At 64.3% G+C, this 24,479-nt stretch carries 23 protein-coding genes; 4 read left to right on the plus strand and 19 right to left on the minus strand.

Annotation, left to right across the window (positions count from 1 at the left end):
- Position 1 precedes the first annotated feature (1 nt).
- Entirely contained in the window at positions 2-673 is a 672-nt protein-coding gene (locus tag I6E04_RS03545; RefSeq protein ID WP_235421793.1) for an RluA family pseudouridine synthase, read from the plus strand.
- Positions 674-707: 34 nt separating this feature from the next.
- Positions 708-2,060 carry a glycoside hydrolase family 30 protein gene (locus I6E04_RS03550; protein WP_235421794.1) on the plus strand — a complete coding sequence of 451 codons (1,353 nt, stop codon included), beginning with the start codon at positions 708-710 and terminating at the stop codon, positions 2,058-2,060.
- Between the two features lie 508 nt (positions 2,061-2,568).
- On the opposite strand, the gene rplX is transcribed toward I6E04_RS03550, so the two are convergent.
- The 17 genes from rplX to rpsL form a co-directional block, all read right to left on the minus strand.
- Entirely contained in the window at positions 2,569-2,880 is a 312-nt protein-coding gene (gene rplX, locus I6E04_RS03555; protein ID WP_235421795.1) for a 50S ribosomal protein L24, read from the minus strand.
- Positions 2,881-2,895: 15 nt separating this feature from the next.
- The gene (rplN, locus tag I6E04_RS03560; protein WP_204616093.1) at positions 2,896-3,264 is read right to left on the minus strand and encodes a 50S ribosomal protein L14; all 369 of its coding nucleotides are present in this window, start codon (positions 3,262-3,264) and stop codon (positions 2,896-2,898) included.
- Between the two features lie 103 nt (positions 3,265-3,367).
- Positions 3,368-3,634 carry a 30S ribosomal protein S17 gene (gene rpsQ / locus I6E04_RS03565; RefSeq protein ID WP_235421796.1) on the minus strand — a complete coding sequence of 89 codons (267 nt, stop codon included), beginning with the start codon at positions 3,632-3,634 and terminating at the stop codon, positions 3,368-3,370.
- 17 nt (positions 3,635-3,651) lie between these two features.
- Complete coding sequence (gene rpmC / locus I6E04_RS03570) at positions 3,652-3,867, minus strand: 50S ribosomal protein L29 (protein ID WP_235421797.1); 216 nt, start codon at positions 3,865-3,867, stop codon at positions 3,652-3,654.
- A complete protein-coding gene (gene rplP / locus I6E04_RS03575; RefSeq protein WP_235421798.1) occupies positions 3,868-4,296 on the minus strand; it encodes a 50S ribosomal protein L16 in 429 nt (142 codons plus the stop codon).
- On the minus strand, positions 4,296-5,006 hold the full coding sequence (gene rpsC, locus I6E04_RS03580) for a 30S ribosomal protein S3 (RefSeq protein WP_235421799.1): 711 nt from the start codon (positions 5,004-5,006) through the stop codon (positions 4,296-4,298). The genes rplP and rpsC overlap by 1 nt, the downstream gene beginning before the upstream one ends.
- A gap of 3 nt (positions 5,007-5,009) precedes the next feature.
- Complete coding sequence (gene rplV, locus I6E04_RS03585; RefSeq protein WP_235421800.1) at positions 5,010-5,381, minus strand: 50S ribosomal protein L22; 372 nt, start codon at positions 5,379-5,381, stop codon at positions 5,010-5,012.
- 15 nt (positions 5,382-5,396) lie between these two features.
- A complete protein-coding gene (rpsS, locus tag I6E04_RS03590; RefSeq protein ID WP_022349932.1) occupies positions 5,397-5,657 on the minus strand; it encodes a 30S ribosomal protein S19 in 261 nt (86 codons plus the stop codon).
- 29 nt (positions 5,658-5,686) lie between these two features.
- Complete coding sequence (gene rplB, locus I6E04_RS03595; RefSeq protein ID WP_235421801.1) at positions 5,687-6,517, minus strand: 50S ribosomal protein L2; 831 nt, start codon at positions 6,515-6,517, stop codon at positions 5,687-5,689.
- A 149-nt stretch (positions 6,518-6,666) separates the two neighbouring features.
- The gene (rplW, locus tag I6E04_RS03600; RefSeq protein WP_235421802.1) at positions 6,667-6,954 is read right to left on the minus strand and encodes a 50S ribosomal protein L23; all 288 of its coding nucleotides are present in this window, start codon (positions 6,952-6,954) and stop codon (positions 6,667-6,669) included.
- A complete protein-coding gene (rplD, locus tag I6E04_RS03605) occupies positions 6,955-7,581 on the minus strand; it encodes a 50S ribosomal protein L4 (protein ID WP_235421803.1) in 627 nt (208 codons plus the stop codon).
- 48 nt (positions 7,582-7,629) lie between these two features.
- Positions 7,630-8,250, minus strand: a complete 621-nt coding sequence (rplC, locus tag I6E04_RS03610) for a 50S ribosomal protein L3 (protein ID WP_235421804.1) — start codon at positions 8,248-8,250, stop codon at positions 7,630-7,632.
- A 364-nt stretch (positions 8,251-8,614) separates the two neighbouring features.
- Complete coding sequence (locus I6E04_RS03615; RefSeq protein ID WP_328225362.1) at positions 8,615-9,244, minus strand: histidine phosphatase family protein; 630 nt, start codon at positions 9,242-9,244, stop codon at positions 8,615-8,617.
- Between the two features lie 289 nt (positions 9,245-9,533).
- Positions 9,534-9,842 (minus strand): 30S ribosomal protein S10, encoded by a 309-nt coding sequence (gene rpsJ / locus I6E04_RS03620; RefSeq protein ID WP_066829356.1) that lies wholly within the window; start codon positions 9,840-9,842, stop codon positions 9,534-9,536.
- Positions 9,843-9,903: 61 nt separating this feature from the next.
- Positions 9,904-12,012, minus strand: a complete 2,109-nt coding sequence (gene fusA, locus I6E04_RS03625) for an elongation factor G (RefSeq protein ID WP_235421806.1) — start codon at positions 12,010-12,012, stop codon at positions 9,904-9,906.
- Between the two features lie 23 nt (positions 12,013-12,035).
- Complete coding sequence (gene rpsG, locus I6E04_RS03630; protein WP_235421807.1) at positions 12,036-12,509, minus strand: 30S ribosomal protein S7; 474 nt, start codon at positions 12,507-12,509, stop codon at positions 12,036-12,038.
- An 88-nt stretch (positions 12,510-12,597) separates the two neighbouring features.
- A complete protein-coding gene (rpsL, locus tag I6E04_RS03635) occupies positions 12,598-12,975 on the minus strand; it encodes a 30S ribosomal protein S12 (RefSeq protein ID WP_235421808.1) in 378 nt (125 codons plus the stop codon).
- Positions 12,976-13,313: 338 nt separating this feature from the next.
- Between rpsL and I6E04_RS03640 the strand changes: the two genes are divergently transcribed.
- Entirely contained in the window at positions 13,314-13,676 is a 363-nt protein-coding gene (locus tag I6E04_RS03640; protein ID WP_235421809.1) for a NifB/NifX family molybdenum-iron cluster-binding protein, read from the plus strand.
- A gap of 820 nt (positions 13,677-14,496) precedes the next feature.
- A complete protein-coding gene (locus I6E04_RS03645) occupies positions 14,497-15,531 on the plus strand; it encodes a hypothetical protein (RefSeq protein WP_235421810.1) in 1,035 nt (344 codons plus the stop codon).
- 595 nt (positions 15,532-16,126) lie between these two features.
- On the opposite strand, the gene I6E04_RS03650 is transcribed toward I6E04_RS03645, so the two are convergent.
- The gene (locus I6E04_RS03650) at positions 16,127-20,599 is read right to left on the minus strand and encodes a DNA-directed RNA polymerase subunit beta' (RefSeq protein WP_235421811.1); all 4,473 of its coding nucleotides are present in this window, start codon (positions 20,597-20,599) and stop codon (positions 16,127-16,129) included.
- A gap of 6 nt (positions 20,600-20,605) precedes the next feature.
- Positions 20,606-24,097: a DNA-directed RNA polymerase subunit beta gene (gene rpoB / locus I6E04_RS03655; protein WP_328225365.1), complete on the minus strand. Its 3,492-nt coding sequence runs from the start codon at positions 24,095-24,097 to the stop codon at positions 20,606-20,608.
- Positions 24,098-24,479: the final 382 nt, after the last annotated feature.

Here is a 24,479-nt window from a genome sequence, read left to right on the forward strand (position 1 = left end):
CATGGCGGGCCCGGTCGTCCTCTTTGAGAGCCCGACGCTGCTGGCGGTCGACAAACCCGCCGGCATCATCGTGCACGGCGACGGCACGGGCGCGACTACGCTCACCGACGAGGTACGCACCTTCCTGCGCGACCGCGGCGATGCAGACGACGCACAACGCGCCAGCGAGCTGCAGGCGCTCCAGCGTCTGGACCGCGATACCTCGGGCATCGTGCTGTTCTCGACCTGCAAGCAGACCCAGCCCGCCTACGACCGCATGATCGCCGAGCATCGGCTCACCAAACGCTACCTCGCGGTCGTCTGCGGGGCGCCCGCGTGGCGCGAACGCACCTTCACGGGGCCGATCGGCCGCGACCGGCACGATGCCCGACGCATGCGCGTGAGCCGTACGGGCAAGCCGGCGACCACGCATGCCCGCGTCCTTGCCCAGGCCCGCATTCGCGGTCAAGTGCTCACCTTGCTCGACGTCTCGATCGAAACCGGCCGCAAGCACCAGATCCGCGTGCATCTTTCCCATGCGGGGCTGCCCATTGTAGGTGACGTCCTCTACGGTCGTCCCGATCCCGCAGGCCTCATGCTCCACGCGGCACATCTCGCCTTCACCGACCCCATCGACGCCGCACAGGTACGCATCACCTCCCCCACCCCCGCCCGCTTCCCCGTGGGAAAATAGGGACAGTCCCTAATTTCCCACGGCAGGAGCGGATATGAGACGGTACGTGACAACCGGCGATGGGCAGCGGACCTTTGCCGAAGAACCCCTTCGTTGGCGCCATGACGACACGAGCGAGGGGCGGCAGATCGTCTTGTATCCCAAGGCGCCCCGCCAGCGCGTCATCGGGTTCGGCGGCGCGCTGACCGAGGCGTCCGCCTGGGTGTTCGCCCAAATGCCCGCCGCGCTCCAAGATGAGGTCCTCATCCGCTGCTTCGGCCCCGCCTCGCACAGAGGCAACGACTACACCTTGTGCCGAACGCATCTGCAGAGCTGCGATTTTGCGCGCGACAACTACGCCTACGTGACGCGCCCGCGTCGCGGGCAAGACGTGCTCGACACCTTTACCATCGAGCACGACCGCGGCCTGCTCATCCCCTTCATCCGCTGTTGTCGGGCATTGGCGCCCGAGCTCTCGCTCGTCGCGGCACCGTGGTCGCCACCCGCGTTCATGAAGACGAACCGCTCCATGAACCACGGCGGGAAGCTCCGCGCACGCTATGCCGACGCCTGGGCGCGCGTGCTCGCCCGCACTGTCGCCGCTTGGCGCGCCGAAGGGGTACCCATAGAGCGCCTCGCCGTCCAAAACGAACCGATGGCGACCCAGACCTGGGACTCCTGCGTCTATACCGCGCAGGAGGAGGCGTGCTTCGCCGCACGGCACCTCAAACCAGCCCTCGCCGTCGAAGGGCTCGACGACGTCAAACTCCTCGTATGGGACCACAACAAGGAGCGGCTCGTATCCCGTATGAGCGATATCGATGCTGTGCTCACGGCCGACGGCGGCCTTCCGGCGACGTTTGCCGGCGCGGCGTTCCACTGGTACACCGGCGACCACTTCGACGCCGTACGACTCGCCCGCACCCTGTATCCGGACTGCGAGCTCATCCATACCGAAGGTTGTGCCGCGTTCTCCGATGGCAAGGGCGAGCACACCGCCACCGACGCCGAGCACTACGCGCACGACATGATCGGCGACCTCAACGCCGGTGCGAACGGCTACATCGACTGGAATATCCTGCTCGATGAGCAGGGCGGCCCCAACCACGTGGGCAACTACTGCGACGCGCCGCTCATGTACGACCGCGCCTCCGAGCGGCTGATCGTCAACCGCAGCTTTTACTACATCGGGCACATCACGCGCTTCGTGCAGCCCGGCGCACGCATCGTCCCCACCTCGAGCTACACCGATAGGCTCGAGACCCTAGGCGCTCTCAACGTTGATGGTACGCACGCCCTTGTCATCCTCAATCGCGGTACGCGAGATCGATCTGCCATCGTACGGCATGGGGATCGAACCGCACGCGTGACCGCACCCGCCCATAGCATCCAGACGCTTGTGTGGTAGAAGCTTCATCCCCGATAGGCGTCGGCTCGCCAGCACGCGCCGGACGCCTCGCCTGCACGGCACCGCCGGTGAGATGGCCCTCTACTGACAGTCGGAACTCTCTATTGACAGCTGGAACTCTCTATTGACAGTGGAAACCCAGTACTGACAAAACGTCGGTTTCTAGGCCATGTTCTGTCAGTAGTGAGTTCTCACTGTCAGTAGGGAGTTCCTGTTGTCAGTAGTGAGTTTTGGCTGTCAGTGGCGAGTTCTTGCTGCCAGCAGGGAGTTCCGACTGTCAGTAGGGAGTTTCACGGTCACGGGGGCTGCCGTTGTCAGCAGTGAGTTCCTTCCATCGGGAGAGAACCCGTGCCGCCAGCAGCTCACCCGCCTCCAGCGACAGCCCCCGCCCCCTGCAGCACCCCGCAGCCAGCAGCGCCCCGCGCCGCCCGTAGCCAGCCACCGAACGAAAAAAGCGCCCCTGGACCGAAGTCCAAGGGCGCAATCACGAGCGATATGCTCAGGCGGTTTAGAACTCGGCGCCGCACTTCTTGCAGACGCGCAGCTTGTTCTTGCCGTCCTTCTTGTGGCCGACGCGGGTGGCCTGGCCGCACTTGGGGCAGATGAGCATCACGTTGGAGGCGTCGATGGCAGCCTCCTGGGACACGATGCCGCCCTGCTGGTTCTGCGCGGTGGGCTTCATGGCCTTCTTGACGATGGCCACACCCTCGACGACGACCTTGCCCTCAGCGGGAAGCGCACGCAGGACGGTACCCGTCTTGCCGCGATCCTTGCCGGAGAGCACCTTGACGTTATCGCCCTTCTTGATGGACATAGACATAACGGTCTCCCCTTACTACAGGGTCTCGGGTGCAAGCGAGACGATCTTCATGTACTTCTTGTCACGAAGCTCACGAGCGACGGGCCCGAAGATACGGGTGCCGACGGGCGAGCCGTCCTTGTTGATGACGACGGCGGCGTTGTCATCAAAGCGGATGTAGGAACCGTCCTTGCGACGGATCTCCTTCACAGTTCGGACGACGACGCAACGCACGACGTCCTTCTTCTTGACGTTGGCGCCCGGGGTGGCCTCCTGGACGGCGGCGATGATCACGTCACCGATGCCGGCGTAACGACGCTTGGAGCCACCGAGCACCTTGATGCAGCGAACCTTGCGCGCACCGGAGTTGTCAGCAACCGTGAGCATGGTTTGCATTTGAATCATGGTAGTTCCTCCGAATGAGAGAACGATGAGAGGTACGCCGGCCATATCTGGGCCCTGGGGGCGCCGGCGCGGCGCACATCATCGAAAGAAGCGTACGGTCGTGTTACTTGGCGCGCTCGATGATCTCGACAAGACGCCAACGCTTCATCTTGGACAGAGGACGGGTCTCCATGATGCGAACGGTGTCGCCCACGCCGGCCGTGCACTCCTCGTCGTGCGCGTGAAACTTCTTGGTGCTGGTCATCATCTTGCCGTACTTCGGGTGACGCTTGCGCTCCGTGGTCTGGACAACGATGGTCTTGTTGCCCGAGATGGAGACGACGACGCCCTGGCGGACCTTGCGCGCGTTACGCTCAGTCGTTTCAGTCATGCTTCACTCCTGCGATTCTACTCGGTGACAGCGGACTTCTCCGCTGCGATCTGACGGGCGCGCTGCTCCGTGAGGACGCGAGCGATGTCCTTCTTCACGGTCTTGACGCGAGCGGTGTTGTCCAGCTGGCTGGTGGCCATCTGGAAACGAAGGTTGAAGAGCTCGGCGCGCAGCTCCTTCAGCTTGTCAGCAAGCTGGGCATCCGAAAGCTCACGAATCTCTGCGGGCTTCATTTACTTATCCTCCCCGTCCTGAGTAGCGCGGGTAATGACCTTGGTCTTGATCGGCAGCTTGTGCTGGGCCAGACGAAGAGCCTCGCGGGCGATCTCGTCGGAGACGCCGGAGATCTCGAACATGACACGGCCGGGCTTGACGACGGCCACCCACTCCTCGGGGTTACCCTTACCGGAGCCCATGCGGGTCTCGGCGGGCTTCTTGGTGATGGGCTTGTCAGGGAAGATCGTGATGAACACGCGGCCACCACGCTTCATGTAACGGGTCATGGCGACACGGGCGGCCTCGATCTGGCGGTTGGTGATCCAATGCGCCTCGAGGGCCTGCAGACCGTAATCACCGAAGTGAAGTTGGGTATGACCCTTGGCGCGACCCTTCATGGAGCCACGCTGCACCTTACGGTGGAGAACACGCTTAGGGGCAAGCACTACTGACCCCTCCTCTCGGAATTACGACGGCGAGGACGCGAAGGACCCTCGAGGGCCGGGTTGGGGACCGGCTGGCCGGGGAGCTTCTCGCCCAGATAGATCCAGACCTTCACACCGCAGGAACCCATGGTGGTGCGGGCGACGGCGGTGCCGTAGTCGATCTTGGCACGCAGGGTGTGCAGAGGCACGCGACCCTCGCGGTACCACTCGCGACGGCCCATCTCGGCGCCGCCGAGACGACCGGAGCACTGGATACGGATGCCCTTGGCGCCGGACTTGCGGGCGGTCTGGACGGCCTTGCGCATGGCGCGACGGAAGGCGACGCGGCCCTCGAGCTGCTCGGCGATGGACTGGGCGACCAGGGTGGCGTCGAGCTCGGGACGCTTGATCTCGATGACGTCGACGGACAGGTGACCGCGGTCGACACCGACGACCTTCTCGAGGTCGTGACGCAGGTTGTCGATCTCGGCGCCCTTCTTGCCGATCACGATGCCGGGGCGGGCGGTGAAGATGACGATCTTCACCTTGTCGCCGGCGCGCTCGATCTCCACGCGGGAGACGGCGGCGCGGGACAGGCGCTTCTTGAGATACTTGCGGATCTCAAGGTCATTGCCGAGGGTCTCGGCGTAGTTCTTGTCGGCGAACCAACGGGAACGCCAGTTCTCGGTGATGCCGAGACGGAAGCCAGTGGGGTAGACTTTCTGACCCATAGCTTAGGCCTCCTTTCCGGGGGCAACGACGATGGTGATGTGGCTCGTGCGCTTGAGGATGCGCGAAGCGGAGCCCTTGGCGCGGGGACGGATACGCTTGAGCGTGGGGCCCTCGTCGACGTAGGCATACTTCACGACCAGGTTGGCGGCGCGCATACCATTGTTGTTCTCGGCGTTGGCCACGGCGGACTTCAGGACCTTCTCCACGTCCACGGCGATCGCGCGCTCGCAGAAGTGAAGGATGTCGAAGGCCTGGGCCACGGACTTGTTGCGGATCAGATCGACCACGAGGCGAGCCTTGCTGGGGGACACGCGAACATACTTGGCCGTCGCGCGGACCTCACGGGTCTCGGTGTCGGTAGACTTAGTTGCCATTTACTGTGAACCCCCCTATTTGGCCTTGTGACCACGGAACGTACGGGTCGGCGCGAACTCGCCGAGCTTGTGACCGACCATGGACTCGGTGACATACACGGGAACGTGCTTGCGGCCGTCGTGGACGGCGATGGTGTGACCGACCATCTCGGGGAAGATGGTGGACGCGCGGGACCAGGTCTTCACGACGTCCTTCTTGCCGGCCTCGTTCATCGCGACGATACGCGAGAGAAGGCGAGCTTCCACGAACGGGCCCTTTTTGAGACTTCTGCTCATAAGTGCTAACTCCTAAAACTCGGTATCGACTACTTGCGACGACGACGGATGATGAGGGCGTTGGAGACCTTCTTCTTGTTGCGGGTGCGATAGCCCTTGGTCGGCTTGCCCCACGGCGTGACGGAAGGACGTCCAGAGGTGTGGTTCTTGCCCTCGCCACCGCCGTGCGGGTGGTCGACCGGGTTCATGACCGTACCGCGGACGGTAGGACGGACGTTCATCTTGCGCTTGCGGCCGGCCTTGCCGATGACGATGTTGGAGTGATCGGCGTTGCCGACCTCACCGATGGTCGCGCGGCAGGTGAGCAGGATGCGGCGCATCTCGGAGGACGGCATGCGCACGATGGCGTACTTGCCCTCCTTGCCCATGAGCTGGCAGGCGGTGCCGGCGGAACGGGCGATCGCGGCGCCCTTGCCGGGCATGAACTCGATCGCGTGGATGAGCGTACCGACGGGGATCTCGGACAGCGGCATGGCGTTGCCCGGCTTGATGTCGGCGCCGGCGCCGGACAGGATCTGGTCGCCGACCTTCAGGCCCTTCGGGGCGAGGATGTAGCGCTTCTCGCCGTCCACGTAGTGGAGCAGGGCGATGCGGGCGGAGCGGTTCGGATCGTACTCGATGGTAGCGACCTTGGCTGGCACGCCGTCCTTGTTGCGCTTGAAGTCGATGATGCGGTAACGACGCTTGACGCCGCCACCCTGATGACGGGTCGTGATACGACCCTGGTTGTTACGACCGGCCTTCTTGGGCAGGGGCGCGAGAAGCGACTTCTCGGGCTTGGTCGTCGTGATCTCGGCGAAGTCCGAGATCGTCTGCCAACGCCTGCCGGCGCTGGTCGGTTTGAGGTGCTTTACAGCCATTACCTATCCCTTTCGAATCTATCCGCTCGCCACCGCAAGCAGGGATGCGGGTGCGGTGACACCGGATGTACCACGGTACCGGGCGGCTCCATCTTGTGGGCCCGGTACGCCTTGCCCCGTCTGTCGACGGGAAGCGTTCGGGTCGAGCCTTAGGCCTGAGCGCCGAAGATCTCGATGGAATCGCCCTCGGCCACCGTGATGATGGCCTTCTTCCAGGAGCGGGTCTTGCCGGCGACGTAGCGGACGCGCTTGGTCTTGGGCTTGACGCTCATGGTGTTGACGCGGACGACCTTCACGCCGAAGATCTCCTCGACAGCATCCTTGATCTGGTGCTTGTTGGCGTTCTTGTGAACCTCGAACGTGTACTTGTTCTCCTCCATGGCGGAGTAGGAACGCTCGGACACGATCGGGCGGATGATGATCTCGTGAGCGGTCATTTATGCGAGCACCTCCCCGAAGTGAGTCGCGACGTCAGCGGTCATCAGCAGCGCGCCGTTGTTGATGAGGTCGTAGGTGTTGGCCTCGGACGGCGTGATGATGAACGTCTTGGGGATGTTGCGGAACGACAGGTAGGCGTTGATGTCGTCCTCGCGCACGATGATCGTGAGGCGCTTGCCCTCGAGGCCCAGGGCCTTGAGCAGGGCGACGGCGGCCTTGGTGGACGGCTTCTCGAAACCGTAGTCGTCGACGAGGACGAGCTCGTTGTCGCGCACCTTCGCGGAGAGCGCGGAGCGCATGGCGAGCTTGACCTCCTTGTTGTTCATACGCTTGGTGTAGGTGCGGGGCTTGGGCCCGAAGATGACACCACCGTGACGCCACTGGCCGGCGCGGGTCGAACCCTGGCGGGCGCGACCGGTGCCCTTCTGGCGATAGGGCTTCTTGCCGCCACCGGAGACCTCGGAACGGCCCTTGGTGGACTGGGTGCCCTGACGCCAAGAGGCCATCTGGCACTTGACGATGTGGTGCATGACGTGCATGTTCGGCTCGATGCCGTACACCGCAGACGCGAGCTCGACCTCGGCCGTAGCCTGGCCCTCGCTGTTCTTTACTTCAAACTTAGACATGCTGTTCTCCTTGGTATGACGTTAGGACCAACTGGTACTAAGGGGCCCTTAGGCCATACGGATGGCGACCAGAGCGTTCTTGCCACCAGGGACGGCACCCTTGATGAGCATGAGGTTCTGCTCGGCATCGATGCGGACAACGGTGAGGTTCTTCACGGTCACGCGCTCATCGCCCATGTGACCGGCCATCTTGACGCCCTTGAGGACGCGGGCGGGGTAGGCGCACTGGCCGATGGAGCCCGGATGACGCTTGAAGTGGGAACCGTGAGTCATGGGACCGCGGCGCTGACCCCAGCGCTTGATGCGACCCTGGAAGCCCTTACCCTTGGAGGTGCCGATGACGTCGACCTTGGTGACGTCGGCGAAGTCGGCGACAGTGACAGTCTCGCCGACCTTGTGATCCTCGCCGTTCTCGACGCGGACCTCACGGAGGTAACGGACGGGCTCGACGCCGGCCTTGGCGAAGTGACCAGCCATGGGCTTGTTCACGTTCTTGGCCTTGATGTCGCCGAAGCCGATCTGGACGGCATCGTAGCCGTCGGTGGCCTTGGTTTTAACCTGCGAGACCGCGCAGGGGCCAGCCTGGATGACCGTGACGGGGACGACGTTGTCGTTCTCGTCCCACACCTGGGTCATACCGATCTTGCGGCCGAGAATCATGCTGATCATTCAATGATCCTAACTCTCGGTGGTCTTGGGACACTGCGTCCGCCCCTTGCGGACGCCCCTAGAGGACCACTACTGACGTGCGTGCCCGAAGCTTTGCATCCCGTCCGGCCGGTCGCGTGCGCGGCAACCCGTTCGCGCGCATACGCTGAGCAGGCAGAATCCTCCCCTATCGAGGCACAGCTTGTTCAGTATACACGCGCACGGGCGTCTCCATGTTTTCTTAACAATGTTTTCGCAGGTCATCGCGGACTCACCGCTGCGCCCGGTGCAAAATCACCCCAGCGACTTTTTTACATTGGATGGGGCCGGCCCCATCCAATGTAAAAAAGTCGCTGGGGTGATTTTGCACCGGGCGCAGCGGCCGTCATACCTGGTTGACGATGGCGGTGTTGGCGAACGTGCGGGCCTCGGGATCGAACTCGAATACGAGGATGCAGCAGTTGCCGAGCGGCACATCCTGATCGCAGCGCGCCGCATGCTCCCATGCACGCTTGAACTGCAGTGTGGCCGACCCATGGCTCACCGCGAGCACCTGCGCGGTTTCACCCGCCTGCGCCATGCTATCCGTCAGCGCACCGACGATGCGCGCCCTGAGCGCACGGCTCCCCTCGCCCCCGTAGGGCACGAGCGCCTCGCCCGGATCCCACAGCTCGCAGGGAACCTCGCGTGCCGGCCCGGCCTCGAAGGGCCCGTAGCTACGCTCCTGCAGATCCTCGACAAGCTCAACCTCAGGCACTTGGGACACGCCGGCCGCCAGCAGGTCGCCACGCACGAGCTCGGCGGTGCTACGCGCACGGCCCAGCGGCGAGGAGCAGATCCGATCGAAGCGGACACCCTGCGCGACCAGCCACGCCGCCGCGCCGTGCGCCTGCTCGACACCCAACTCGGTCAACGGCGCATCACAGCGACCCTGCACACGCCCCTGCAAGTTGAACTCCGTCTGCCCATGCCTCAACAGATACAGCCTCGACACGTCTCTCCCCCACCTCATCATCGGTCACCGTACTGCCATCCATGTTATGCCCATGGGTTTGTTTCAGAAACAACCCTCTATCTAGAACAAACCCATGGGCAGAAAACCGGACGACCCAATCAAGGTACCCCGATCCGCGAACGCGGCCGAAGATCTCCAACCCAACCATCCGCCCGGCGACCCCTAAGGGCCGTAAACGCAGGAAGCCCCCGGAGGGCTTTCCTTGACGGTCGTTTGAGCGCCAACGGCGCGATCGACCGGCAAGGGAACACTCCGGGGGCTTCCAGACGAAGCGTTAGGACCTTATCGCCTACAGCTTGATCTCGATGTCGACGCCAGCGGGCAGATCGAGGCGCATGAGCGAGTCGACGGTGCCGCTGGTGGGGTCGAGGATGTCGATGAGGCGCTTGTGGGTGCGCATCTCGAACTGCTCGCGGGAGTCCTTGTCCTTGTGCGGCGAGCGAATGACCGTGTAGAGGTTGCGCTCGGTGGGCAGGGGGATGGGGCCGGACACGCGGGCACCGGTCTTCTGAGCGGTGTCGACGATGAGCTTCGCGGACTGGTCAACGACCTCGTGGTCGTAGCCCTTGAGGCGAATCCTGATCTTCTGGCTAGACAACGTTACCTCCAAATGGAATGCGAGGACGCCCTCGCGATGAAACTAGTACGTGCGAGGGGCCTTAGGCGTTGCCGCCGGCCTTGGAAACGACCTCGTCCACGATGGACTTGGGCGCGGGCTCGTAGGAGTCGAACTGCATGGTGTAGGACGCGCGGCCCTGGGTCTGCGAACGCAGGTCCGTAGCGTAACCGAACATCTCGCCCAGCGGCACCTTGGCGCGGATGAGCTTGGTGTTCTTGCGGTCCTCCATGCCCTCGATCTTACCGCGACGGCCGGACAGGTTGCCCATGACGTCGCCCATGTACTGCTCGGGGGTCTCGACCTCGACGGACATGATCGGCTCGAGCAGCTGCGGGTCGGACTTCTTGAGGGCGTCCTTGATCGCCATGGAGCCGGCGATCTTGAAGGCGGCCTCGGAGGAGTCGACCTCGTGGTAGGAACCGTCGAAGAGGGTCACCTTGACATCGAGCACGGGGAAGCCGGCGATGGTACCCGTCTGCAGGGCCTCCTGGATGCCCTTGTCGATCGAGGGGATGTACTCCTTGGGCACGACGCCGCCGACGATGGCGTTGACGAACTCGTAGCCGAAGCCCTCCTCCATCTTCTCGAGCTTGATGACGGCGTGACCGTACTGGCCGCGGCCACCGGACTGACGGACGAACTTGCCCTCAGCGCGCTCGACGTCGTGGCCGGCGGTCTCGCGGTAGGCGACCTGGGGCTTACCGACGTTGGCCTCGACCTTGAACTCGCGCAGCAGGCGGTCGACGATGATCTCGAGGTGCAGCTCGCCCATGCCGGCGATGATGGTCTGGCCGGTCTCGTGGTTGGTGGACACCTGGAAGGTCGGGTCCTCCTCGGCGAGCTTGGTGAGCGCGAGGCTCATCTTGTCCTGCTCGGCCTTGGTCTTGGGCTCGATGGCGATGTCGATGACGGGCTTGGCGAACTCCATGGACTCGAGCACGATCTCGTGGCCCTCGGCGCACAGGGTGTCACCGGTGGTGGTGTTCTTGAAGCCCACCGCGGCGACGATGTCGCCGGCGGCGCAGGCGTCGCGGTCGATACGCTCGTTGGCGTTCATCTCGAGGATGCGGCCCAGACGCTCACGCTGGCCGTTGGTGGCGTTCACGACGTAGGAGCCGGACTCGGCCTGGCCGGAGTACACGCGGAAGTAGGTGAGCTTACCGACGTAGGGGTCGGTCATGATCTTGAACGCGAGCGCGGAGAACGGCGCGTCGAAGTCCACCGGACGGGAGTCCTCCTCGCCGGTGTCGGGGTTGGTGCCCGTGATGGCGGGGATGTCGAGCGGGCTCGGCAGGTAGTCGACGACGGCGTCGAGCAGCTCCTGGACACCCTTGTTCTTGTAGGCGGAGCCCACGAGGACCGGGTTCAGGTCGTTGGCCAGCACGCCCTTGCGGATGGCGGCCTTGAGCATGTCGACGGGGATCTCCTCGTCCTCGAGGACCATCATCATGAGATCGTCGTCGTAGTTGGCGGCGGCGTCGAGCAGCTCGGCGCGCTTCTCCTCGGCGATCTCCACGAACTCGGCCGGGATCTCGTCCATCGGCTCGGGGTAGGTCATGCCCTTGTCGTCGGCCTTGAAGTCCCACGCGGTCATGGTGACGAGGTCGATGATACCCCAGAACTGATCCTCAGCGCCCATGGGAACCTGGATGGCCACGGCGTTGGCGTCGAGGCGATCCTTCATGGTCTGGATGGCGTTGAAGAAGTCCGCGCCGATGCGGTCGTACTTGTTGATGAACGCGATGCGGGGGACGTTGTAGTTGTGGGCCTGACGCCACACGGTCTCGGACTGCGGCTGAACGCCGGCGACGGCGTCGAACACCGCGACGGCACCGTCGAGGACGCGCAGGGAGCGCTCGACCTCGGAGGTGAAGTCCACGTGGCCCGGGGTGTCGATGATCTGGATGCGGTAGGTCTTGTCGTCCTTCTTCCAGAAGCAGGTGGTGGCAGCGGACGTGATGGTCACGCCGCGCTCCTGCTCCTGAACCATCCAGTCCATGGTCGCAGCGCCCTCGTGCACCTCGCCGATCTTGTGGGTCTTGCCGGTGTAGTACAGGATGCGCTCGGTCGTGGTGGTCTTACCGGCATCGATGTGGGCCATGATGCCGATGTTACGGGTCTCGGACAGCTTGTACTTAGGCTTAGCCATGAAAATCTATCCTTCCTGGAAGATTACCAGCGGTAGTGCGAGAACGCGCGGTTCGCCTCGGCCATCTTGAAGACGTCCTCGCGACGCTTGACGGAGGCGCCCACGCCGTTGGAGGCGTCGATGATCTCGTTGGCGAGACGCTCGGCCATGGTCTTCTCCTTGCGGGCACGCGCGAAGTTGACCATCCAGCGGATGGCGAGCTGGGTGGCACGACGGGAGTTGACCTCCATGGGCACCTGGTAGGTGGCGCCACCGACGCGCTTGGGCTTGACCTCGAGGGTCGGGCGGACGTTGTCCATGGCCTTCTTGAAGACGGCCAGGGCGTCCTGCTCGGTCTTGGTGGCGACCATGTCGAACGCGCCGTAGACGATGCGCTCGGCGGTGGCCTTCTTGCCATCGAGCAGGATCTTGTTGATGAGCTGGGTCACCAGGCGGTTGTTGTACACGGAATCCGGCTGGATCTCGCGATGAAGATTCTTAGTCTTGCGACGAGGCATAGTGTGATTCTCCTCTGGTATCGGTTCGCATCGAAGCGGCGGTCACGCCGCGCGCCGATGCGCGGAACGGTTCTGTTGAGACCTGTTGCTACTTCTGCTTGGGACGCTTGGCGCCATAGCGCGAACGAGCCTTCATGCGGTTGTTCACGGGAGCGCAGTCATAAGCGCCGCGGATGATCTTGTAGCGGACACCAGGGAGGTCGCGCACGCGGCCGCCGCGGACGAGCACGATGGAGTGCTCCTGGAGGTTGTGGCCCTCACCGGGGATGTAAGCGGTGACCTCGATGCCGTTGACCAGGCGCACACGGGCGACCTTACGGAGAGCCGAGTTCGGCTTCTTGGGCGACGTGGTGAACACGCGGGTGCACACGCCACGCTTCTGCGAGTTGTGCTGCAGGGCAGCGTTCTTGGACTTGGCCGGCTTGGACTTGCGGCCCTGACGAACCAGCTGGTTGATAGTAGGCAAAGCGTACTCCTTCTCGTGATGATTCCAGCTTTATACTTGGTGCAACGGCTTGAATCGAGGCGTCAGCATCCACCTTCGAAACACGCAGTTCGATAGGGTACGCGCGCGGGGCTGCGGTGTCAACAGACCACGCGTCCGGGCGTATCCTTATTTTGGGGTGATTGCGCGAAATCTCCACATGCGTGATAGGCCAAGTGATAGGTCGACCCCTCTCCATCGCTCTGCCACAGTGCGATCGTCTGCGACGAGCATGCGGCCTCCGTGCATATAATGGTGCAATCCGTATCCATCCGGCACCGCGCCCGCATGCGCGCGGTCGCCGCACGAGGAGGTTTCGCATGAGGGTCATCATCCCCGTTGAATCCGAGCAGGGCCTTGCCGCCCCGCGCTCCGGCCACTTCGGCCACGCCGCCTACTTCACCATCGCCACGATCGAGAACGGCGAGGTCACGTCCGTCGAGACCATCAAAAACGTCGACCACGACCAGTTCGGCTGCGGCGGCGTGATCGACTTCGCCCTCTCCCAGAACGTCGACGCCATCATCGCCACCGGCATGGGCATGCCCCCGTACAGCCGCTTCACCGCCGCCGGCGTCGCGGTGTACGCCGAGCGCGAGACCCCGCTCGCCGGCGACGTGCTCGCCAAGTTCATCGCAGGCGAGGTCGCACCCATGGATCCCAACGCCGCCTGCCGGCACTAGGCGCAGCGACGACAACCGCACGCACCGACAAGGCGGCAACAGAAGCCGCACGATGGCGGTGCGTTAACGGCGACGCGATAGCATCGACGCCGCGGCAACGGCGATAACGCCGCACCTTCCGGGGCGGTCGGGCATTCAAGCTCGACCGCCCCGTTTCCTTGGCTTTCGATGGAGTTGTACCGATCTCCTCGCACCCACAAGAAGGCCTCCGCCGGTGCTTCCGAGACTCTCTACTGACAGTCAAAACTCACTACCGACAGTTTGAACTCAGCACTGACAACTGGAACTCCGTACTGACAGCTTGAACTCACAACTGACATCTGGGAACTCCGTATTGACAGCTTGAACTCAGCGCTGACAGGTGGAACTCAGTACTGACACCTGAGACTCAGCACTGACAGTGAAAACTCAGTACTGACAGTGAAAACTCAGCGCTGACACAAGATGGCGAAAAACGACTCGTTGTGTCAGTGCTGAGTTCGAGCTGTCAGTACGGAGTTCCACCTGTCAGCGCTGAGTCTACGCCGCCTGCGCCATGGGCATTGAGAGCGCGGTCATCGACACCGACACCAACCGGCATAGTCGGTCCCCCTCACTCCTCTCTTTCGCTCGAATTCACCCATAGCCCGTTTAAGCCTCTTTCCAAACGCCGAGGTAGAACGATCGCATCACATACCCACCATACGACCGGCTCCACTGGATCACGTCAAACGGCCCTGTTTACCGGCGCTGTTGTCCCGCTGTCGGGGATTTGTCGGACCGCGTCGGAAAACCTCAGATTCCCGCATCGCCATACACGCCGTCCCGCAACAATGACAGCATGGATGCCTTGATCATCTCCCACGCAACCGCGCGGCTCTACCACAACGCGCCCCGCCGTCCGCCCTCCGCCCGTCTGCTGCCGGAGAGCACCAATCCCCTTGTCACTACACCGCCCAACATCGCACATGTCTCGCGTGCGCGCAGGGTGCTCGCATCACACGGCATCCCGACGGAACTTCTCACGTCGATCGATTTCCTGATCACGAACCCATCTCAAAAGCGCCACGCCATGGGCGCCCGCTGCCATCTCTGGCTCGAAAGCATCCCCGCAAGGTCGCTCATCGAGCTGGAACCGGGCATCTACGTTGCAGGGGTCGAGCTGTGCGCGTTCCAGATGGCGGCCGAGCTGCCCGAGCGCATGCTCATAGAGCTTTACTACGAGCTCTGTTCGAAGTATTGCATGCCGTTTTTCGATGAAGACGATTACCGGGACCTGTCCTCGCCCCGGACAACCAAACGCAAGCTCAAGCGCTTCTTTTCCGAGCTTCCGCCGGGCGTCGATGGGCGGCGGAAGGCCCTCCGCGCGCTCCCCTGCGTACGGGAGGGATCGCGCAGCCCTTTGGAAACCGCCATGGTCATGACACTCGCCTGCCCGAAGCGCCTCGGAGGAATGGGCCTGCGTGATATCCGGATGAACCATCACCTTCCGCTGCCCCCGCGCATCCGCCAGCTCACGCGACGCTCGTCCCTCATATGCGATGCCTACATCGATCGGGGCGCGCAGGACGTGGAGTACCAGGGGTTCCTGCACGACGAGCCCGAGCAGAAGGCGATCGACAACGAGCGGCGGCAGGCTATGCAGGCCATTGGCCTGACCGTCATCGAGCTGAACAAACAGCAGTTTTTCGATACGGATGCCTATCGGCGCGTGCTTGCCGCCATACGCCTGAACGCGGGGATCCCCGTTCCGAAAGATGCCGAGGCATACGCCGCCGAACAGGAGCGCCTCAGGCGATTCGTCTTGCGCAGATGGCTGCACGACGCCGATGAGGGCGAAGGGGGCGCAGGCGAGCAGGACGGCGAGAGAATCTGATGGCGCGCTATCGGCTGGCAGGGCTTCGGGTGGACGTATGGGCGAGATTCTGGACCTGTGGGCGTGAGACACCATCAGCCGATCAGGCTCCCTCATACCGGCCGGAGCTCAGCACTGGCCGGTGATACTCTACACCGACTGCCGAGACTCCATACCGACAGCCAAAGCTCCGCGCTGATAGCCGGGGCTCAGCACTGGCAGCGGGGCTCCCTGCTGACAGCCGAGACTCTGTATTGACAGCCGGGACTCAGTACTGACAGGCGAGACTCTGTATTGACACATGAAACTCTGTACTGACACAACCCGGCTCATTCTTTTGGATTATGTCAGTGCTGAGTCCCGGCTGTCAGTGCTGAGTCCCGGCTGTCAGTGCTGGCTCTTTGCCGTCAGTACGGGGTCCCGGCTGTCAGTACAAGGACTCAGCTGCCAGCGTGGGGTCCCGGCTGTCAGCGTGGGGTCCCGGCTGCCGGTAGCGAGTTTCGGCTGTCGGCACGGGGCCTCGGCTGTCGGCACAAAGCCCCTCCGCCAGCAAAAAGCCCGCCTCCCCCGGACGGGGAAGGCGGGCTTCACTCAGACGGTCACGAGACGGAAGACCTTAGTCCTCCTGCTCCTCGGGATGGTTGTCGTCGTTGTCGACGAGCTGGTTCAGCAGCTCGTCGAGGGACGCCATGTCCTCGTTGATCACGCCGGGCGTGGTCTCCTTCTTGGAGCTGTCGACGGGGGCGCCGAGCATCTCCTCCTCGGTGTCGAGGTGGTGGCGCGGAGCGCTGGTGCCGAGCAGGATGTCGTCCGGACCGTCCGGGCTGAACACCATCTGCAGCAGCTGGGAGAGGTCCTCCTCGTCCGCCACGTCGTCGTTGTTGTCGAGGATGTACAGCAGGTTGTGGGCCTCCAGGCCGTCACGCAGCTCCTCGATCGCCTTGGCGCCGATGCCGTCGATGCGCAGCAGGTCCTCCTCGGACTTGCCCACCAGGTCGCCGACCGTCTCGATGCCGACCTCGCTGAACTTGTTGGTCCAGCGCTGTGACACGTTGAGGTCGTCGAACAGGTACAGGCGGGCATCCTCGGCGGAGATGGTGCGGCCGTTGCGGGTGAACGAGCCGTCGCCGCCGCCGAAGTCGTCGTAGCCGGTCCAGTCGAGCTGCTGCGGGAGCTGCTCGTCGAGCTCCTTGAGCTCGTCGGGCGCCCAGTCGGGCAGCGTCTTGGCGTTCGGCGAAGTGGGACCGTCGATGTTCACGTAGCCGTCGGCCGTGCGGTAGGTCAGGCCGGCGTTGGCGTACGCCTTGAGGCCGGTGCCTGCGGGCACCTTCTTGCCCACGATGACGTTGGACTTGAGGTCGAGCAGGTGGTCGACCTTGCCCTCGATGGCCGCCTCGGTGAGCACGCCCGCGGTGCGGATGAACGACGCGGAGGACAGCCAGGAGTCGATGGAGGACGCGACCTTGAGCGTACCCAGGATGGCAGGCTCGGCGACCGGCGCGGTGCCGCCCAGGCGGGCGACGCGCTCGACCTCGTCGGCGAACTCGTAGCGGTCGACGTACTGACCGAGCAGGTACTTGGAGTCACCGGGGTTGGTGATCTGGACGCGACGCAGCATCTGGCGCGCGATGACCTCGATGTGCTTGTCGTTCAGGTCGACGCCCTGGCTGGTGTAGACGTCCTTCACGCTCTCCACGAAGGTATGCATGGTGGACTCGATGTCGGTGAGCTTGCGCAGGTTGCGGAAGTTCACGAAACCCTTGGTGATCTGGTCGCCGGCGCGGACGGTACAGCCGTCCTCGATGCCGGGCATGAAGCGGACCGACGCGGGCACGCGCTTCTCGTCCAGGATGCGGGAGGCGTCGTCGGCGTCCGTGATGGTCAGGACGTACTCGGACTTCTCGGGCCTGATGGACAGCGTACCGGAGTACGGCGCCAGATCGGCCTCGCGGCCGAGGATCTTCTCGTTGACGTTGCCGACGACGTCGAACATACGGCCGACCGTAGGCAGACCCTGGGTGATGTCGTCGACGCCCGCGACGCCGCCGGAGTGAATGGTACGCATCGTCAGCTGCGTACCGGGCTCGCCGATGGACTGGGCGGCGATGATGCCGACCGCGGTGCCGATGGCGACCGGACGACGCGTGGACAGATCCCAGCCGTAGCACTTCTGGCACACGCCGTACTTGGAACGGCAGGTGAGCAGGGCGCGCAGCTTGACCTTCTTGAGGCCGGCGTCGACCATCTTCTTGAGGTCGTCGACGCTCTCGATGTAGCCGTCGGCCTCGAACAGCACGGTGCCGTCGGGTGCCACGACGTCCTCGATGAAGCAACGGCCCACGAGGTCGGCGTTGATGTCCTCGGTGCCCGGGATGATCAGGTTGTAGGTCACGCCCTCGGTCGTGCCGCAGTCCTCCTCGCGGACGATGACGTCCTGGGCCACGTCGACCAGACGACGGGTCAGGTAGCCGGAGTCCGAGGTGTGGGACGCGGTGTCGACCAGGCCCTTACGGGCGCCGTAGGTGGAGATGAAGTACTCGAGCGGCAGCAGGCCCTCGCGGAAGTTCGCCTTAATGGGAAGGTCGATCGTCTCGCCGGACATGTCGGCCATGAGGCCGCGCATGCCGCCGAGCTGACGCAGCTGCGTCTTGGAACCACGGGCGCCGGAGTCGGCCATCATGTAGATGGGGTTCTCCTCGTCGAACATGTCGAGCATCTTGGACGCGACCTCGTCGGTGGCAGCCGTCCACTCGTTGACGACCTCGATGTGGCGCTCCTGCTCGTTGATGAAGCCGTCCTCGTAGTACTCGTTGATCTGGTCGACGCGCTTCTGGGCGCGGTCGAGGATCTGGGGCTTGTCATCGGGGATGAGGGCGTCCCACAGCGAGATGGTCAGGCCGGCGCGGGTCGCGAAGTGGAAGCCCGCGTACTTGATGGCGTCGAGGATCGGGCCGACCTCGGCCTGCGGATAGCGGTCGCAGCAGGCGGCCACGAGCTTGGACACGTCGCCCTTGACCATCTTGTAGTTGATGAACTCGTAGTCGGCCGGCAGGCACTGACGGTTGAAGATGATGCGGCCGATGGAGGTCTCGAAGCGCGCGGTCTTGCCGTCGGTCACGTCGTAGTCCACCACGTCGCCGCGGCCGTTGAGCACGCGGAACAGCTTGCGGCCGTCGTCGGTGAAGACGTTGGCCTCGGCGGCGCTCACGCGCACGATGATCTTGGCCTGCAGGTCGACCTCGGTGCGGGCGTCGTAGGCGTTCAGCGCGTCGTCGAAGCTCGCGAACACGTGGCCCTCGCCGGACAGGCCGTCACGGACCTGGGTGAGGTAGTACACGCCGATGATCATGTCCTGCGACGGCACGTTGACGGGCTTGCCCGACGCCGGGGAGCGCAGGTTGTTGGCGGACAGCATGAGGACGCGGGCCTCGGCCTGCGCCTGCTGGGACAGCGGCACGTGCACCGACATCTGGTCGCCGTCGAAGTCCGCGTTGAACGGGGCGCAGACGAGCGGATGCAGGTGGATGGCCTTACCCTCGACGAGCACGGGCTCGAAGGCCTGGATGGACAGACGGTGCAGCGTCGGGGCGCGGTTGAGCAGCACCAGACGGCCGTCGATAACCTCCTCGAGGATGTCCCACACGAAGCTGGCGGAACGGTCGATGGCGCGCTTGGCACCCTTGATGTTCTCGACCTTGCCGAGCTCCACCAGGCGTTTCATGACGAAGGGCTTGAACAGCTCGAGCGCCATGGTCTTGGGCAGGCCGCACTGGTGCAGCTTGAGCTTGGGGTCGGTCACGATGACCGAACGGCCGGAGTAGTCGACGCGCTTGCCGAGCAGGTTCTGGCGGAAGCGGCCCTGCTTGCCCTTGAGGGCCTCGGCGAGCGACTTGAGCGGACGACCGCCGCGACCCGACACCGGGCGACCGCGACGACCGTTGTCGAACAGGGCGTCGACGGCCTCCTGGAGCATGCGCTTCTCGTTGTTCACGATGATCGCGGGAGCGTCCAGGTCGAGCAGGCGCTTCAGGCGGTTGTTGCGGTTGATGACGCGACGGTAGAGGTCGTTCAGGTCGGAGGCGGCGAAGCGGCCACCGTCGAGCTGGACCATCGGGCGCAGATCGGGCGGGATGACCGGGATGACGTCCAGGATCATGTTGGCGGGGTCGTTGCCGCCCTTGAGGAAGGCGTCGACGACCTCGAGGCGCTTGACGGCCTTCTCGCGCTTCTGCTTCTGGCCGTCCTCGTCGGCGATGACGGCCTTGAGGCGCTCGGCCTCCTTCGGCAGGTCGATGGCGGCGAGCAGGTCGCGGATGGCCTCGGCGCCCATGCCGCCCTCGAAGTACATGGAGTAGTAGCGCTTCATCTCGCGGAACAGCGGCTCGTCGGAGATGAGGTCGCGCTCGGTCAGCTGCATGAACGCCTGGAAGGCGTCGGAGCGCAGCTGCTTCTCGTCCTTGGTCTCCTCCTCGATGTCCACGATGCCCGCGGCGATCTCCTCGGGGGTGAGGGGCTCCTCATCGGAGAACTCGTCGAAGTTCTCGGGATCGCCCTGCTCCTTCAAGCTCTCGATCTGGCGGGCGCACTCGGCGTCGATCTCCTCCAGGTCGGCGGCCAGCTCCTCGCGCAGGTCCTCGGCGTCGGCCTCGCGGGCCTCGTAGTCGACATGCGTGATGATGTAGCTGGCAAAGTAGAGCACCTTCTCGAGGTCCTTGGACTTGATGTCCAGAAGACGGCTCATGGGGAAGCTCGTGGGGCTCTTGAAGTACCAGATGTGGCTGACGGGGGCCGCCAGCTCGATGTGGCCCATGCGCTCGCGGCGGACCTTGGAGGTGGTCACCTCGACGCCGCAGCGCTCGCACACGATGCCCTTGAAGCGGATGCCCTTGTACTTGCCGCAGGAGCACTCCCAGTCCTTGGCGGGACCGAAGATCTTCTCGCAGAACAGGCCGTCCTTCTCGGGCTTGAGGGTACGGTAGTTGATGGTCTCGGGCTTCTTGACCTCGCCGTGGGACCACGAGCGGATCTGGTCGGCGGAGGCGAGCGAGATCTTTACCGCGTCAAAATCAGTAGCTTCGAAATCTGCCACAGTCAACTACTCCTTATCAGTCGTGGAGGCGGCGAAGGCACCCAGCAGGGCGTCGACCGCGTCGGCGGAGGTGTCGGCCTCATCGATGGAGGGAAGGTTGGAGAGCACGTCGGAGACGTCCGCATCCTCGGCGGGCTGGGCGACGACCGGCTCGGCGTCGGTCAGCGGCTCGATGTCGAGCGCGAGCGAGCGGATCTCCTTGACAAGCACCTTGAAGGACTCGGGGATGCCGGCCATGGGGACGTTCTCTCCCTTGACGATGGCCTCGTAGGTCTTGACGCGGCCCACGGTGTCGTCGGACTTGACGGTCAGGATCTCCTGCAGCACGTTGGCGGCGCCGTAGGCGTACAGGGCCCAGACCTCCATCTCGCCGAAGCGCTGGCCGCCGAACTGCGCCTTTCCGCCCAGCGGCTGCTGGGTCACGAGGCTGTAGGGGCCCGTCGAGCGAGCGTGGATCTTGTCGTCGACCATGTGGCCGAGCTTCAGGATGTAAGAGGTGCCGATGGTGATGGGCTCGCGGAACTCCTCACCGGAGCGGCCGTCGTAGAGCTTGGTCTTGCCGCGCTCGTCGAGCTGCGTCACGAACTCGGGGCGCATGTGCTCGCCGTAGCGCTCGCGGGCGAGGTTGATCATGTTGCGGTTTGCGCGACGGATGACCTCGGCGATCTCGTCCTCGGTGGCACCGTCGAAGACCGGCGTGGCCGTGAAGAACGGACCCGGCACGTAGGTGTCGGACTCGGCCGAATCGGGATCCCAGCCGCAGGCGGCGGCCCAGCCGAGGTGGCACTCGAGCAGCTGGCCGACGTTCATACGGGAGGGGACGCCCAGCGGGTTCAGGATGACGTCGACCGGGGTGCCGTCGGCCATGTAGGGCATGTCCTCGACGGGCAAAACCTCGCAGATGACGCCCTTGTTGCCGTGGCGACCGGCGATCTTGTCGCCCTGCTGGATCTTACGGCGCTGCGCGACGTAGACGCGCACCTGCTCGTTGACGCCCGGGGCCAGGTCGTCGCCGGCCTCGCGGCTGAAGCGGACCACGTCGATGACGCGGCCGTAGGCGCCGTGCGGCATCTTGAGGGAGGTGTCGCGGACGTCGTGGGCCTTGGCGCCGAAGATGGCGCGCAGCAGGCGCTCCTCGGCGGTCAGCGCGCTCTCGCCCTTGGGCGTGACCTTACCGACCAGGATGTCGCCGGGGCCGACCTCGGCGCCGATGCGGATGATACCGTCCTCGTCGAGATTGGCGAGCATGTCCTCGGACAGGTTCGGGATCTCGCGGGTGATCTCCTCGGGACCGAGCTTGGTGTCGCGCGCGTCGATCTCGTGACGGGAGATGTTGATGGAGGTCAGCAGGTCCTCGGCCACGAGGCGCTCGGACACGACGATGCCGTCCTCGTAGTTGAAGCCCTCCCACGGCATGTAGGCGATGGTGAGGTTCTGACCCAGCGCCAGCTCGGCATGGTCGGTCGACGGACCGTCGGCGAGCGGCTGGCCCTCGACGACCTCGTCGCCCACGTGGACGAGCGGACGGTGGTTGATGCAGGTGGACTGGTTGGAGCGCTGGTACTTGGGCAGGTGGTACTCCTCCAGGCCCTCGGAGCTCTTGACCGTGATCTTGGACGCGTCGGCGAACACGACCTCGCCGGCGTGCTTGGCCAGGGTCACCTCGCCGGAGTCGATCGCGGCACGACGCTCCATGCCGGTGCCCACGTAGGGGGCCACGGGATGCAGCAGCGGCACGGCCTGACGCTGCATGTTCGCACCCATGAGGGTACGCTTGGCGTCGTCGTGCTCGAGGAACGGGATGAGCGTGGCGGCCACGGACAGCATCTGGCGCGGCGAGACGTCCATGTAGTCGATCTCGTCCACCGGGACGTCGGCCGGGGCGCCGAAGGAGCCGTCGAAGTCACGCGTACGGGCGACGATGGTGTGCGGACGGGTCACGTTGCCCTCCGCGTCGACGGTCACGAACTCGTGGGTCGCCGGATCGATCGGGGTGTTGGCCGGCGCGATGATGTGGTTCTCCTCCTCATCGGCGGTCATCCAGTCGATCTGGTCGGTGGCCACGCCGTTCTCCACGCGGCGGTACGGGGCCTCGATGAAGCCGTACTCGTTCACGCGGGCGTAGAGCGCCAGCGAGCCGATCAGGCCGATGTTGGGGCCTTCGGGCGTCTCGATGGGGCACATACGGGAGTAGTGCGAGTTGTGGACGTCGCGCACGGCGGTCGGGACGTTCGTGCGGCGGCTGGAGCCCGACTTGTGGCCGGCGAGGCCGCCGGGGCCGAGCGCGGACAGACGGCGCTTGTGGGTAAGGCCGGTCAGCGGGTTGGCCTGGTCCATGAACTGCGAAAGCTGCGAGGAGCCGAAGAACTCCTTGATGGCGGCCACGATCGGACGGATGTTGATGAGCGACTGCGGGGTGATCTCGTCGATGTCCTGAGAGCTCATGCGCTCGCGAACGACGCGCTCCATGCGGCTCATGCCGATGCGGAACTGGTTGGCCACCAGCTCGCCGACCGTGCGGATACGGCGGTTACCGAAGTGGTCGATGTCGTCGGTCTTGAAGCCGGGCTCACCGGCTGCCAGCGCCAGCAGGTAGCGCAGGGTCGCCACGATGTCCTCGTCGGTGAGGATCGTGACGGTCTCCTCGGTGGTGAGGCCGAGCTTCTTGTTGACCTTGTAGCGGCCCACGCGCGCCAGGTCGTAGCGCTGCGGGTTGAACAGCAGGCCCTCGAGCAGGCTGCGGGAAGCGTCCACGGTGGGCGGCTCGCCCGGGCGCAGACGGCGGTAGATCTCGATGAGGGCGTCCTCGCGGGTGAGCGCGGTGTCGCGCTCGATGGTGCGCTTGACCACGTCGGAGTCGCCGAGCAGCTCGATGATCTCGTCGTTGGTGGTCGCGATGCCGAGAGCGCGCAGGAACATGGTGGCGGACTGCTTGCGCTTGCGGTCGATCGACACGACGAGCTGGTCGCGCTTGTCGACCTCGAACTCGAGCCACGCGCCGCGCGCGGGGATGACCTGCGCCTTGTAGACGTCCTTGCCGCCGTCGACGTCGGCGGAGTAGTACACGCCGGGCGAGCGGACGAGCTGGGAGACGACGATGCGCTCGGTACCGTTGATGATGAAGGTGCCCTGCTCGGTCATCATGGGGAAGTCGCCCATGAACACGAGCTGCTCCTTGATCTCGCCGGTCTCCTTGTTGGTGAGACGGACGTCGGTCAGCAGCGGGGCCTGGTAGGTCATGTCCTTCTCGCGGCACTCCTCCACGCTGTGCGAAGGATCGCCGAACTGGTGCTCGCCGAACGTCACCTCCAGGACATGGTTCTGGCTCTGGATGGGGCTCGACTCGCGAAACGCCTCGCGAAGCCCTTCGTCCATGAAGCGGGTGAAGGACTGCTTCTGCACCGAGATGAGGTTGGGCAGCTCCATCGTCTCGGGGATCTTCCCGAAGTTGACGCGCGTGCGCTCTGTTGCCGTGACGGCCTGTGTAGACTTCTGCACCAGGTGTTTCCTCCTTCGCGGGAAAAACGGTTGGTCGGTCGCCCGGGCGGTTCTTCCGAGCGAGCCAGTTATCGCAACCTATTAGTTTAGCAGGTGACTTTTTTTGAGCAAGAAAAGTCTTGACTCGTGAGGACATTTGGGGTAGCAAAAAAGTTCACCACGAAACACGCTGGTAAACACCATTATCACGAACATATGTTCATGGGTTTTCCGTGGACCGGCCACAAGGGACTCCTCCCGCTCACAGCCCCATGCCCACCGTCCGGCGTGAACGCTGGCCAGCGTTGGCCCGCTGTCGGGGATCCGGGCGGGGCGCCGGGGCGTAATTTCACCCCAGGGGTTTTGTTGCACCGGGCAGCCCCGGGGCTGCCCGGTGCAACAA

Origin of the sequence: Collinsella tanakaei (assembly GCF_021531055.1) — a bacterium.
GTDB classification, from domain to species: domain Bacteria; phylum Actinomycetota; class Coriobacteriia; order Coriobacteriales; family Coriobacteriaceae; genus Collinsella; species Collinsella tanakaei_B.